Below are 12,844 nucleotides of genomic sequence, written 5' to 3'. Positions count from 1 at the left end.
AGCAATAACATTATCCGAAGGAAAACCGCACGCGACATTTAAATACTCCGGCCGTGCCGTAACACGCCGACTATCACAATCACAAGGTTCCACGATATATTGCGATGCAATTGATAAATAATGTTAGCGAGGTGAGGTAATTCGGCGACACCGGCGCACCGCCGTGAGACAAAGCCCGGCGCGCCGTCACTCCGGCTTTGATTTCGTCGGATGTTCCCGTTATCTGTGAATGAGATGGTTTGAGTTAACCGATTGAGGGTTCGATGGCCCGCATGAAGCTACTGGCGATCGCGTTGGGAATGGTCGCCTTGCTGCTGGGCGGTTCTGTTGGCAGCTCGGTTTTTGCCGCAGAACTAAGCGCTTCCCCTGCGCCGCGCGCCGTGCAACGGGTCGGCGGCAACTGTCAGCGGCTGCAATATTGTCATGGCGACGTCTGCCAGTGGAAACGGGTTTGCTGGCACGGCTGTCCCGATCGCTACTCCTGCGCGCCGCTCTACGGCGCCTATGGACCATATGGCGGACGCGACTATTGGGCCGCCTATAGTTACGGCGATCTGCGCCCGTTCTGAATGTTAATCGACTAACAAAACTACTGGCCATTCGACCGGCGCCGCGCCGGCCGGCTTGCAGCGTACGGGTTAACCCCGGCTTAGGCCCGGCCCGCTACCATGCGGACGCAGGGTTTGGTTATGTTATTTGTTTTCCTTGGCAATTTGATCGGCGGCACCGTTCTCGGGCTGCGCCAGCACTGTCTGGTGCTGGCGCCGGTGGTGCTCGCGGAGCTCTCGCTGCTGGCCGCCATCGGAGTCGCGCGCCTGTCGTGGTCGGAAACCGCGCTGCTCATGATTACCGCGATCGTAGCGCTGCAAGTCGGTTATCTGGCAAGCACCTTCGCGCCGCTGTTCTGGTCTCGCAGCTCGACGCCACGTCTCGCCCTGCGCCGTTCGCAATAGCAGGGCATAACACTGCCCCCTTTGGCGTGGCCGATTTCCGTTGACCTCGCGGCAAGCCCGGGGCATCCCGCTGTCTTGCGTCTCATCCTCCGCAGGACCTCCCCCTCTCGTGTGGAACGTCACGGCTTTCATCTGCATCTTGATCGGGGCGTCGATTCCGCTGGGTCTCATCGACGCATCGCTCGCAACGGGTCCCGTCGGCGCGGCGACGTCGCTCGGGCTGCTCGGAAGTCTCGTGGCGATCCGTCCAGGTGAGCTGTCGTTCCTGAAGTCGGTCGCAGGTCCTGCTGTTGCGGCGGCGCTTCTGCCGATGCTCTGGATCATCCTGCAGATGCTGCCACTGGCTTCCTTGGCACATCCGGTGTGGAAGTTCGCCGGCGAAACACTGGGAGCACAGCTCAGCGGCAGCATCACGATCGACACCGGCGCAAGCCTCGGCGCGCTGCTGATCTGGCTGTCACTCACGTCAGTCATGATCACCGCCGCCGCGATCGCGATCGACGCCCGCCGCGCCGATGTGGTGGCCCGCATTATTGCAGCAACGGCCGCCGTCGCGGCCCTGATCCTGCTGCTATCAAGCGATCCGGTCAAAGTCTGGCTTGGCGGTGCGCGCGATGAGACGGCAAACGGATTCCTGGTCGTGGTTCTCGTTGGCGTTCCGCTCAGCCTTGCGCGCGCGCTCGACGTCGGCGGACACGCTGACGGCCGCACCGCAGCCCAATTGACGCGGCTGCGCTGGCTACTCGCCGCCGGCGCGCTGTTCTGCGCCGCCAGCGCCTGCTGGTACGGAGGGCGCGGCGCCGCGATCGCACTCGCCGCGGGCATCGCCCTCGTCCTGATGACCTTCGCCGCGCGGAAACTTCACCTGCACCGCTGGAGCAGCGCTGCTGCTGCGGCAGCGATCGCGCTGATCGCCCTGGCGACGGCAATCGCCAATCGTCATCCCGACGTGCCGCTTGCGGTCGCCTTTGCTCATGCACCGTCCGAGTTCGTGCAATCGACCCACAATCTGCTCGCCGACCTGCCCGCGCTCGGCAGCGGCGCCGGCACCACGGCAATGCTGGCGTCGACCTATATGGACTGGCAGGGCGCCACCACGCGGCCGGTGGTTGCGACCAGCGCGGCGGCCTTGATCGCCCAGTTCGGTTCCGCCATGTTCTGGACTTTAGTCGCGGCTATCATCGTCGGCATCGCAGCGTTCACGGCCGGTGCGCGCAATCGCGGCCGAGACTGGTCCTACCCTGCATCGGCCGCAGCCGTCCTGCTGACGCTGCTGCTTGCTAGCTTCACCTTGCCGGAATTGCCGGCGCTGCCCGGAGTGATCGTGTTGGGAGCCGTGATCGGAACAGGACTGGCACAGCGGATCAGCCGTTCACGGTTGCAGGCGGGCTAGGCGCCAGATGCGAAGCTTCCTCCAGCGTCTTGTCGGCCAGACCGGCGATCGCGAACATGAGGGCGACGAGACCTGCATCTACGCCGTCGGTGATATCCACGGCCACGCCGACCTGCTGCACGAGATCTGCGCCCGCATCGATGCCGACATCGGTCGGTTCCGGCCGGCGCGACCGATCCAGGTGTTCCTCGGCGACTATATCGATCGCGGACCGGATTCGCGCGATGTCATCGCCATGCTCGATCAACGCCGCCGCACCCGCAGCATGGTCTGCCTGCTCGGCAATCACGAGGCCTGCCTGCTGGAGTTTCTCGTCAATCCCGACATGCTCGCGCAATGGCGGCAGTTCGGCGGCTTGCAAACGCTGATGTCCTACGGACTGACGCCCTCGCCCAATCCCGACGCCTCCGAACGAAGGGCGCTCGCCCGGCAATTGATCCGCGAGATGCCGGCGGCTCATCTCGCCTTCCTGCGCTCGCTGCCGCTCTGTTATGTGCACAAACGCTACTTCTTCGTCCATGCCGGCGTCAGGCCCGGCGTCGCGCTCAACCAGCAGCGCAAGGAGGATCTGCTCTGGATCCGCGACGACTTCCTGATGTCGGAAGATGATTTCGGCAAGGTCGTGGTCCACGGCCATACGCCGGTGCATGAAGCCGAGCTGCTGCGCAACCGCATCAATGTCGACACCGGCGCCTATGCGACCGGCCGCCTGACCTGCGTCAAGCTCGAGGGAGCACGGCGAACCCTGCTGATGACCGGCAACCGGGCCGCGCGCCATGGCTGACACGATAGCTAACACGATGGCTGCCGCGATCGGCCGGAATGCGAGGCGCCTCTCGCCTGCCTTCGTGCCCGTCGCCGCCGCGATCGGCGCGGCGACGCTGGCCTTGTCGGCCTGGTGGCTTGCCGCCGATGCATTGCGCGGCAAACCGGCGATCGCCGCGGAAGTCGGCATGGTCCGAGGCGAGCTGTGGCTGCGCGACGGCTGGAGCGAATTGCAGACGTCGCCGGAGGCGGCCGAAACCGCGTTCACGCGCGCGCTTCGCCTCTCGCCGATGGACGCCGGCGCCTGGTTCGGCCTCGCCTCGGCAACGGGACGGTTCGATTGGCTGAACCCGACCGCGTCGAAGGCGCTGAAGATGTCCTACTACACCGGCTTCAACCGCAGCGACCTGATCGCGCCGCGCCTGATCCTGCTGGCGCAGGTCGACACCACGCGCGATGTCGAATTGGTCGATCTGCTGCAGCGGCAGATCCGCCTGATCCTCACCCGCGCGCCGGAGCTGAAGGGCGCGATCGGGCAGGCCTATCGCGTGGCTGGCGACGCCAACCGGCGCATCATCGAGGCGGAATTCAAGGACGCCAACCAGAGCATTCCGGAGTAAAGGCGCGCCTGGAGCCGGATGCCCAGCCGTCAGATACCCTTGTGACGCAGCACCGCGCCGACCGTGCGCAGCAGGATGCGCAGGTCGAGCACGAAGCTCCAGCTCTTGATGTAGATGAGGTCGTGCGCCACGCGCAGCTGCATGTCCTCGATCGCCGGCGTCGCGCCGCGCAGCCCCTGCACCTGCGCGAGACCGGTGATGCCGGGCTTGACGTGCTGGCGCTGCGCATAGCTCGCGATCAGCTTCGAATATTTGTCGTCATGCGCCAGCGCGTGCGGCCGCGGCCCGACCAGCGACATGTCGCCGCGCAACACGTTCACCAGCTGCGGCAGCTCGTCGATGCTGCGGCGGCGCAGCGTCGCGCCGATCCCGGTCAGTCGCGGATCGTTCGGGCGGGCCTGCGTGATGACATCGCCATCCTCGAGCACGTGCATCGAGCGGAATTTGAGGATGGTGAATTGCTCGCCGTCGAAGCCGTTGCGGCGCTGTCGGAACAGAACCGGCCCCCTGGAGTCGAGCTTGATCGCAATCGCCGTTCCGATCAGCAGCGGCGCGAACAGCACCAGGAGGCCGCTGGATGCCACGATGTCGAACAGCCGCTTGCCGGCGCGCTCGAGCGAGGTAAGCGGCGAGCGCTGCATTTCCAGCGTCGGGATCGGGCCGGTCGCCACCATCCGCAGCGCCAGGAATCGCTCCGCGGTCCGGTCCGGCAGCAGCCGCACCGGCAGCGGCGATGCCCGCAGCTGATCGCACACGAACTGGATGCGCGGCTCTTGCTGCCAGGGCATGGCCAGGATGATCTCGTCGGCGCCGCACTCGCGGGCTGCGCGAATGGCTGACGCGACGGCAGCCCGGTCGCCGGCGTCGTCGGACGATCCGGAGAGCTGGACCTGTCGCACCTCGCTAACGCCGAAATCGCTCAGCAGGCTCGCTTGCCGCACCCGGGACAATTCGTCCGCCATCCCGACCACGACCGCGCGGCGCGTGGCCAGCATGCCGCGGTCGATCGCGCGTTGCAGCGGCGCCTGCAGCAGCATCCGTCCGGTAACCAGCCCGAGGCCGCCGATCAGGCCAAATGACATCACCGATCCGCGCGAGACGCCGGAACCCACCTTCAAAAGGAAGATGATCAAGGTCATCAGCAGAACGACCAGCAGCCATCCGCCGAGCAGACTGCTCCAGCGCCGGTCGAGACCGGCCAGCACCTGCGCATTGTAGAGGCCCTGCGACTTCGCCACGAACATGTGAAGGATGGCGGCGAGGACCCCGATCCCTAGAAAACCCTCGAAGCTGTTGCTATAAACCGTGTGGTAGTAAAAGAGGTGATAGGCCGCGCCGCCAACGATGCTGGACAGCACGACGATTATCATCTCGAAGGCGACGGCAAACACCTCGAGAGAGGCGAAAGCGAACGAGAAGGCGCCGAAGTTAACCGGTACTTTCGCCAATCGAGCGTCCGAAAGGTCGGTCATCGGGAATTAACATTCGTGTTAACAATTCATATGTGTATTATCAGGCGGGTCGTGAGCTCGCAAGACCTGCTGCGGATATCGGATAGAGAGCGCGCATGAGTTCATCGGCTGGCGAAACCGAGGCCGCGCTGGTGGCCCTCCTCCATCTCATCCGCCTGATGGGTGCCGAACTCGTCGCAGGCCAGCACCGCGACGACGTCGAGGTGCTGGTCAAGGCGATCGAGATAAAGCTGCGCGCGGCCCGCTTCCCGGCCGACATGCCGAATCAGGACATCGTCAGAGGCCTGGACCTTGCACAGGCCAGACTGCGTCCGATCTTCGAAGAGCTGCGCGCAAGGTCGGAGAAGGCACATCTGAGCGACCAGCTGCTGCTGGCTCCCAGGCCTCCACGCATCCACTAACGGATAGGTTACGTCAGCTTTGGGCTTCACCACGGCGGGGCAAGCCGCTCCCGCCGCTTGACCTGAGCGCAAGCTTCTCCTCGATCTTCATTTTCTCGAGCAGCAAGTCGGTCACGATCCGGCGCAGCCGTTCATTTTCCAGCCGTAATTCATCAATACGGTTATGGACAGGGGGGATCCCATCTCGATCATCGGTGCGAGCGGCGAATTCGGTAACAGTACCATTCGCCTGGTGGCCACGTGCGGCCTCCTGCTTGCGCCAGCGATGAAATGTCATCACGCTAACGCCCAGCACCTTGCACGCTTGGGCCTGGGACTGCCCCCGCGCCATGAGTTCCTCGGCCTGTTTGACCTTGGAACTGATCTCCTCAGTAGAATGACGCCTCATTGGTCATCTCATTGCCCCCTAGATTAGCAATCATCGCATGGCCTATAAGCTATGTAAATGCAACAGGAAATTCAAATTGAGGGTTTCCCGGGGGCCTTTCGGGAGCCTCGAACTTGCCGGTCGGCAGCAACACATAGTGCGAAGAAACGCCGAAGCTGCAAGGTATTTACCGGAATATACGGGGAATATTCCTCCGCTGAAAGGGCCCGATAAAAAAAGTTATACGACTTTCTGTGTATGAGAGTTTGATCTGGATAACTGGCGCACTGTTTGCATTCTCAAATGAGAATATTCAATCGGTCTCTCGACAGATTGTGAGTGCGCCATGCCCCGCCGCGATAATCGCCTCATCGGTCAAGCGCAACTTTCACAAATTTCTAACAAATTAATCCCGCGACTTTCGCGTCCGACCGCTTGCGGGCGTACACGCCCAGCAGTAGTTACTAGGACGTTAGGCGTCATGAGGGTTTCAACATATTTGAGGATTATTTTCACGAGATCTAACGCTCATAACTCGATCCACGAATTATCAATTAAGCGCTTTCCCACCCAAGGCCATCAGGCGGAACCACGTCCGCCCGATAATCCACGAACCATTCTGCGCTGACGCTTGTCAGAGCCAGTCTCTGATCAACATTTTTTTTTGCGAGGATCGACACCATGGCGCGTCTCAAGGTCTTCGAGGGGAACCAACCCGCGTCCAGCGAGGCGGCCGACATCCTGGAACGCCTTGTCGCAGAGAATTGCGAGCTCCGGCATACCGCGGTCGAACTGGTCTTGCAGAATTGGATCCTGCGCGAGCGTCTGTCCGATGTCGGGGCGCACAAGTCCGTGCCGCAGGAACACTGACCGCCCCACCCCTCACGACCGCGATTGTCCGCAGCAACGTCCGCCAGCTCGCCTGAACGAGCATTGGGCCGGCGCATTCTTCAATTTAGAATTGAATTGTCCGCAGCCGCAGGCGCGCCAGCATGCTCGCCGGATTGGCGAGGATGTGGCCGCATATTTTGCCGGTGAGAAATAGGCTGACGAACTTCAGCTGTGAACCCGGCGCAGCGCGACGCGCGGGGTATTCTGCTCACGAGACATGCCGAACGAACGCGACGAGCCCGGGCGTTCCTGGATTTCACGTAACTCAGCGATATCAAGCATCAGCGCAACGACTTCGTTGCGCAGCGATTGATTGGTCGCGAGCAACGCCTCTTCGATCGGCTGATGCAAATGTTGAACTTTGTGCTGCTTCATGGCGCGCCCTCGCTCTGCGGTTAAGGGTATGAGCGATGTGATTGAAGTTTCGATGACAGGGTTATTCCGCGCACATGGAAGGCGGTTAATGGGGCAGGTTTGCGACCAACGTGGCTCCGAGTTAAATTTTCTCAATCAGGTTCCACAACCTGATCGCGAAGCGCTCGATCGGCGGCCTTTGATGTGTCGTACCGATGAGTTGGCAGCGGCAGCGATAAGGCGCGCGGCTGGACAACGCGGCTCAATGTGGGTCAGAAGCTCCACCAAGCGCATGATATTGCTTGGTGATCATTGATGGCTGCCTGTCGTGCAATGCTGAACGCGCATTGTTCGGCTATCACAATGTCGCCGTGTTACCGGGATCGCACGTAAAAGGACGCGTTCAGGTGCACACAAGATATTCCACCAAGCTGCTCCCTAGACGCAAAATCTGCTGCTGCCATGTCCATCAAGGATCGCAGAGTGTTTCGATCGGTTGCGAATATTGAAGCGGCTGACGGTGTCCTGAAGCGCTCGAGCAACCCAGCGAAATGAATTCAACGCTGGACATCGGATCAAGCGCGATTTCGCCTCCGCCGCACCCAACCGCGCTAACGCTATTCTAATTCAAATGAGCGGGACCGAGGCGTCCGGCTTGAACAGAGGGAGCGAACGCCTTTCGCGCGCTTGGTGCTCCATTCACACGCGCTTGCGCAGTCGCCACAAACAGCAGCGACAGCGAAGATTCGCCATAAGCATCGCTAATTCGCCACGCGTGTCGCGATCGCGCGCTATTTCGATTTAGGAGGCGTATCGTCGTCCACCTTGCCACCATTCGCGACGCACTTGTTGAAATAGTCCCGCTGGGCTTTCGCACCGCCCCTCGCGCTACCGGAAGCGGGATTGCCGGGCTGCAGCGGTGGAAATGCCTTTGCCACCAAAGCATCGCAGGCGCGTGCCACCTGCACGTCGATCGCATGCGCCGGAACCATTGCGCTGGAGATCATGATCACGGCTGAGGCGATCGCAAAACCCGAGATAACTCGCATTGCCACACTCCGTTCCAAGCTGAATCAGGTTTTTTCTCGTACCCGGACTCGCAAGGAGCGCACTAAAGCATGATCCGGAAAAGTGCGAAGCGGTTTTCCGCCGCAACAGGATCGCGTTTGCGCGAAGATCAAGCTCTGACCACGAGTTGAAACGCGACGACGATTCTCGCGGCGCCTAGGTCCGATCGACCTCGTGATAGGCCCGATACCAGGCGACAAACTTGGCAATGCCATCCTCGATCCGCGTCTGCGGGCGGAAGCCGATTTCACGCTCCAGATCGGAGACGTCGGCCGACGTCTCCGGTACATCTCCCGGTTGCATCGGCAGCAACTGCTTTTCGGCCTGCCGCCCGAAGCCCTGCTCGAGCAGCGCCACCACATGCATCAGTTCTTCCGGCCTGCTGTTGCCGATATTGTAGACCCGCCACGGCGCCCGGCTCGAACCCGGATCGGGATGCGCTCCCGACCAGTTGATGTCGCCTTGCGGCGCGCGGCCGATCAACCGCACCATCGCCTCGACCACGTCGTCGACATAGGTGAAGTCGCGCCGCATGTTGCCGTTGTTGAACAGCTGGATCGGCTTGCCCTTGGTGATCGCGTCGGCGAACGCATAGAGCGCCATGTCCGGCCGATACCACGTCCCATACACGGTGAAAAACCGCAGCCCGGTCGCCGGTACGCGATAGAGATGGCTGTAGGAATGGGCGATCAGCTCGTTGGCCTTCTTGGTCGCAGCGTACAGGCTGACCGGATGGTCGACATTGTCGTGGACCGAAAACGGCAACTTGGTGTTGGCGCCATAGACCGACGATGAGGACGCAAACAACAGGTGTTTGCACGCGGTGTGCCGGCAGCCCTCGAGGACGTTGAGGAAGCCCTCCAGATTGGAATCCGCATAGGCGTGCGGGTTCTGCAGCGAATAGCGCACGCCGGCCTGCGCGGCGAGATGCACCACGACCTCGAAGCGATAACGCTCGAACAGCGCCTTCATGCCGGCGCGGTCGGCGAGGTCGAGCTCCACGAAGGTGAAGCCACGGTGCTGCTTGAGCAGATCGAGGCGCGCGTGCTTGAGCGCCGGGTCGTAATAGTCGTTCAGATTGTCGAGGCCGATGACCGGCCGCCCTGCCCGCAGCAGATGCTCCGCCAGATGGAAGCCGATGAAGCCGGCGCAGCCCGTGACGAGTAGATTGCCTGCGATCACCACGTTTTGCCTGTGCCTTTCGCCTTGCGCCGGACCTTCGGGAAACGCCGTTACACGCGGCAGCCGCAGCTGCCTGCGCGTTGCGCGCCGCCAGGCGTCAGTTGCCGGCGGCCGGGGGCTTGTACTCCGGAAAGCGGCTCAGGACCGCGGCCTTCATGAACTTGAAGTGCGCAATCTCGGTCGCCAATTCCTTCAGCCGGCGCTGGCCGTTGGAGATCTCGGCGTCAAACAGGTCTTGATGATAGTTGTCAAGCGCCTCGCGTTCCAGATATTCGTCGGTGCCGTTGCCGAGGGTCACCGCGGCGCGGGCCAGAACATCATCGACACGGCGGCCAAGACCGGATTGCTCGCTTTCGGCTGCCTGCAACGCGGCCTCGATCGCGGCCATGATCGATCCGATCCGGGCGCGATCGGTCTCGGCATCGCGCTCGGCCGAGCGTGCCTTGAAACCTTCCTCGCCGCGCCGCGACCTGATCAGGTCATGCGCGCGAGACCGCAAAAACAGCTGAAACATCTGTCAGTATCCGGTTCGGGCCCATTCAGGCAGCACAGGTCAAAAATCGCCCGGTCTTAGTTAAAAAAGGGTGAATTGCCCTCATGCCCGGCTCTCAGGTCGGCTTTCCACTTGATCCAGGCCTTGTCATGCTTGTCATAGAGTTCGAGCCACCGTCCCTCACCGGCTGACGGCACCAGGCCCGTGCCCTTATCGTGCCCGTCCGCAAGTCCCGGCAGCGAGGAGTCCAGGTCCTCGAACTCCGACGTCTCCTCAAGCGTCAGCCCGACCAGCACGCGCTTGCCACTGACATCGACGACATACCGCCTTGGCGAATGCCCCCTGAGATCACTCATGACGTGAAAGTTCCCTTGCGATCCGCGGGGCTGGCGACGAGATCAGGCGCACGCTGGCGCGCAACCAACCCGCCTGCCGCAACGGACGCGGACATGATGACCGATTGCATGTTGCCAGCCAACCCCAACTCACCACGCACAGTCGCGCTACCTCGATCGAACTACTCCGCTAGAACGCGCGACGCATGTGGCCGAACGCACTGACCGGCTGTTCCCGCCTCGACGATTTCGCGGCTGATGGCGCCACATACGGTGCATAGATCCGATATTGCGCGCGGCGCTTGTGCGACCGCCACGAGCGCGCAGCGAAACCGGAGAAGAAGCCTGCGACGAACACCGCCGCGAGAATCAGAGCAGGAGAAACCATCACAATCGTCCACATTCGCCCCGATGTTATTAACATTCGAAGTTGTGACGACATCATGATTGGACGCGCCGAAAGATTGTTCAGCCGCTGGAATTTTTGTGCAATCGAACGGCGCAACAATGATCAGGCGTCAACAATGGTTGTTCTCGCGAGACAACGTCTCAGGAGAACCACCAGAGCATGAATTTCAGGAACATCGAGCTGAGAAGATAAATCCACCCCGCCATCGCCAGCACGGTCAATCCGACGAAGACACCTGAAACGCTTTTCTCCTTGAGGCGGGCCAGCAACGAGTTTTTTTCTTCTTGCGAATAGAACATCTCAGGCTCAGGACGTATCTGATTCAAATCAGCTAGCAGTCAATTTCGATGATCTCGTGACGCGTCGCCGCAGCCATTCGCCTCGCGCATCACAGATCACCGCTGCAAAACGCCGCCAAGCCGCGCGCCATCGCTCAGGAAATTCCATTCGACACGATCTGGAATTCGACGTCGGCGATCGCGGCGGCCCGCACGCCGGAATTTCCACTTCAGGTCCTGGTCCGATCAACGTCACGTCCGTACGTCAGGACGATCGTGCAGCTTGACCATGCGGTGTGGCCCGCATGCAGGATAGCCGCGCGCCGGAAGCCGGCGCGATCGACCGAACGCATTCTTTCCGGGAGCAATCTGCCCGCTTCGCCCCGCCTGTCAGTCTAACAATCAAGTCCTCGCACGCGGCCAACCAATGATCATCGCCTCACACGCGGAAAAAGGCGAACCAGACAATGCCGAGGATCAGGACAGCCAGCCCTGTCGAGGCCGTGAGCAGCGCGAGAACCGAAGGTCCAGGCTCGGCTTGGCGCGCCTCTGTCGGGGTTTCGACGATTTGACCGTGTCTTTCCGTTGCCATGGCAACCTCTTTGCTTAAGTGCCTGTAATTCCGGCGTTTGCCGCTCCCCTTCGACAGCCAACGCGTGATCGGGAGCGATGTTCCGAGCGCTTGACGGCTGCCCAACGGCAGTCCCGCCCGCCGCGTCAAACGGGCGCAGCGCGAAGCCACGGTTAACGCCGTTGCGAGATTCACCGGCCGTGTTGTTTCAAACTGGGGTTCCCGGTGTTATCCTTGACCGTTCCGTCGGTTGCGTAATCGGAGTTTCCCCGGAGTTTCCCTATGGCCCCTCGCGCCAATTGGAAGGGCTTCTTGCGCCTTTCGCTCGTGACTTGCCCGGTTGCCCTGTACCCGGCGACATCGGATACCGAAAAGGTCTCCTTCAACCAGATCAACCGCAAGACCGGCCACCGCATCAAATACGCCAAGGTCGACGCGGAGACTGGCGAGGAAGTCTCTACCGAAGACATCATGAAGGGCTACAAGGTCGACACCGACACCTATATCGAGGTCACCAAGGAAGAGCTCGACGACATCGCGCTGGATTCGACCCGCACCATCGAGATCGACGAATTCGTGCCGCGCAGCGAGATCGACAGCCGCTACCTGATCCGCCCCTACTACCTCGTTCCCGACGGCAAGGTCGGCCACGACGCCTTTGCGGTGATCCGCGAGACCATCCGCAGCCTGAACAAGGTCGCGATCGGCCGCGTGGTGCTGACCAATCGCGAGCACATCATCGCGCTCGAGCCGCTCGACAACGGGCTGATGGGCACGCTGTTGCGCTACCCGTATGAAGTGCGCAGCGAGAAGGAGTATTTCGACGACATCCAGGATGTGAAGATCACCAAGGACATGCTCGATCTCGCCAAGCACATCGTCGAGCAGAAGTCCGCCGACTTCGATCCGGAGGAGTTCGAGGACCGCTACGAGCAGGCGCTGATCGACCTGATCAACCAGAAGCGCAACGGCATCAAGGTTGCCAAGCCCGCGGCGAAGACCAGCGGCAACGTCATCAACCTGATGGACGCGCTGAAGAAGAGCCTCGCCAACGAGAAGCAGGCCGCGCCCGCCAAGGCCGAGGCAAAGGCCGCGAAGGGCAAGAAGCCGAAGAAGCGCATCGAGGGCCAGCGCGAAATGCTGCTGCCGATCTCCGGCAGCGGCAAGCGCGAGCCCAAGGAGGCGGCCAAGCCCGAGCCGAAGAAGGCCGAGAAGACAACGCGCGCCCAGGGCACCGCGGCGCGGAAGAAGGCAGGCTAGCGCAGCGACCGCAAGTTGAGCCCGGTCCGCCG

17 protein-coding genes are annotated in these 12,844 nt (G+C 61.8%); 8 read left to right on the top strand and 9 right to left on the bottom strand.

All coding sequences use genetic code 11. From position 1 onward, the window contains the following. The first annotated feature begins 263 nt into the window (after positions 1-263). The 5 genes from ACVWYP_RS19330 to ACVWYP_RS19310 all read left to right on the top strand — a co-directional run bounded on the left by ACVWYP_RS19330 (position 264) and on the right by ACVWYP_RS19310 (position 3,731). The gene (locus ACVWYP_RS19330) at positions 264-569 is read left to right on the top strand and encodes a hypothetical protein (protein WP_304499421.1); all 306 of its coding nucleotides are present in this window, start codon (positions 264-266) and stop codon (positions 567-569) included. A 99-nt stretch (positions 570-668) separates the two neighbouring features. Next, entirely contained in the window at positions 669-953 is a 285-nt protein-coding gene (locus ACVWYP_RS19325) for a hypothetical protein (protein ID WP_304499420.1), read from the top strand. 109 nt (positions 954-1,062) lie between these two features. After that, the gene (locus ACVWYP_RS19320) at positions 1,063-2,346 is read left to right on the top strand and encodes a hypothetical protein (RefSeq protein WP_304499419.1); all 1,284 of its coding nucleotides are present in this window, start codon (positions 1,063-1,065) and stop codon (positions 2,344-2,346) included. Positions 2,347-2,353: 7 nt separating this feature from the next. Further along, positions 2,354-3,130: a metallophosphoesterase family protein gene (locus tag ACVWYP_RS19315; RefSeq protein ID WP_304499418.1), complete on the top strand. Its 777-nt coding sequence runs from the start codon at positions 2,354-2,356 to the stop codon at positions 3,128-3,130. Continuing rightward, the gene (locus ACVWYP_RS19310) at positions 3,123-3,731 is read left to right on the top strand and encodes a hypothetical protein (RefSeq protein ID WP_304499417.1); all 609 of its coding nucleotides are present in this window, start codon (positions 3,123-3,125) and stop codon (positions 3,729-3,731) included. The genes ACVWYP_RS19315 and ACVWYP_RS19310 overlap by 8 nt, the downstream gene beginning before the upstream one ends. 29 nt (positions 3,732-3,760) lie before the next feature. Here ACVWYP_RS19310 and ACVWYP_RS19305 read toward each other — a convergent pair whose 3' ends face one another. Next, complete coding sequence (locus ACVWYP_RS19305) at positions 3,761-5,203, bottom strand: undecaprenyl-phosphate glucose phosphotransferase (protein WP_304499416.1); 1,443 nt, start codon at positions 5,201-5,203, stop codon at positions 3,761-3,763. 95 nt (positions 5,204-5,298) lie between these two features. On the opposite strand from ACVWYP_RS19305, the gene ACVWYP_RS19300 reads away from it, so the two are divergent. Next, the gene (locus tag ACVWYP_RS19300) at positions 5,299-5,604 is read left to right on the top strand and encodes a hypothetical protein (RefSeq protein ID WP_304499415.1); all 306 of its coding nucleotides are present in this window, start codon (positions 5,299-5,301) and stop codon (positions 5,602-5,604) included. A 13-nt stretch (positions 5,605-5,617) separates the two neighbouring features. Here the strand turns inward: ACVWYP_RS19300 and ACVWYP_RS19295 are convergent, their stop codons facing one another. Further along, positions 5,618-5,992 (bottom strand): helix-turn-helix domain-containing protein, encoded by a 375-nt coding sequence (locus tag ACVWYP_RS19295; RefSeq protein ID WP_212055227.1) that lies wholly within the window; start codon positions 5,990-5,992, stop codon positions 5,618-5,620. 660 nt (positions 5,993-6,652) lie between these two features. On the opposite strand from ACVWYP_RS19295, the gene ACVWYP_RS19290 reads away from it, so the two are divergent. Beyond that, on the top strand, positions 6,653-6,841 hold the full coding sequence (locus tag ACVWYP_RS19290) for a hypothetical protein (protein ID WP_038387966.1): 189 nt from the start codon (positions 6,653-6,655) through the stop codon (positions 6,839-6,841). Between the two features lie 186 nt (positions 6,842-7,027). On the opposite strand, the gene ACVWYP_RS19285 is transcribed toward ACVWYP_RS19290, so the two are convergent. From ACVWYP_RS19285 to ACVWYP_RS19255, 7 genes are all read right to left on the bottom strand, one after another. Continuing rightward, a complete protein-coding gene (locus ACVWYP_RS19285; RefSeq protein WP_016841790.1) occupies positions 7,028-7,237 on the bottom strand; it encodes a hypothetical protein in 210 nt (69 codons plus the stop codon). A gap of 770 nt (positions 7,238-8,007) precedes the next feature. Further along, positions 8,008-8,265: a hypothetical protein gene (locus tag ACVWYP_RS19280; protein WP_304499414.1), complete on the bottom strand. Its 258-nt coding sequence runs from the start codon at positions 8,263-8,265 to the stop codon at positions 8,008-8,010. 175 nt (positions 8,266-8,440) lie between these two features. Then, positions 8,441-9,469 (bottom strand): NAD-dependent epimerase, encoded by a 1,029-nt coding sequence (locus tag ACVWYP_RS19275; RefSeq protein ID WP_439711169.1) that lies wholly within the window; start codon positions 9,467-9,469, stop codon positions 8,441-8,443. Between the two features lie 94 nt (positions 9,470-9,563). Then, positions 9,564-9,980, bottom strand: coding sequence for a hypothetical protein (locus ACVWYP_RS19270; protein WP_304499413.1), 417 nt, complete (start codon positions 9,978-9,980; stop codon positions 9,564-9,566). 56 nt (positions 9,981-10,036) lie between these two features. Continuing rightward, complete coding sequence (locus ACVWYP_RS19265) at positions 10,037-10,315, bottom strand: hypothetical protein (RefSeq protein WP_304499412.1); 279 nt, start codon at positions 10,313-10,315, stop codon at positions 10,037-10,039. Between the two features lie 169 nt (positions 10,316-10,484). Continuing rightward, positions 10,485-10,799 carry a hypothetical protein gene (locus tag ACVWYP_RS19260; RefSeq protein ID WP_304499411.1) on the bottom strand — a complete coding sequence of 105 codons (315 nt, stop codon included), beginning with the start codon at positions 10,797-10,799 and terminating at the stop codon, positions 10,485-10,487. A 44-nt stretch (positions 10,800-10,843) separates the two neighbouring features. Next, complete coding sequence (locus ACVWYP_RS19255; protein WP_016841796.1) at positions 10,844-11,002, bottom strand: hypothetical protein; 159 nt, start codon at positions 11,000-11,002, stop codon at positions 10,844-10,846. An 832-nt stretch (positions 11,003-11,834) separates the two neighbouring features. Here ACVWYP_RS19255 and ku point away from each other — a divergent pair. Next, positions 11,835-12,812 (top strand): non-homologous end joining protein Ku, encoded by a 978-nt coding sequence (ku, locus tag ACVWYP_RS19250; protein WP_026192523.1) that lies wholly within the window; start codon positions 11,835-11,837, stop codon positions 12,810-12,812. Positions 12,813-12,844: the final 32 nt, after the last annotated feature.

This window comes from Bradyrhizobium sp. USDA 3262 (genome assembly GCF_054060035.1).
This window is presented reverse-complemented; position numbering and strand designations above follow the sequence as displayed.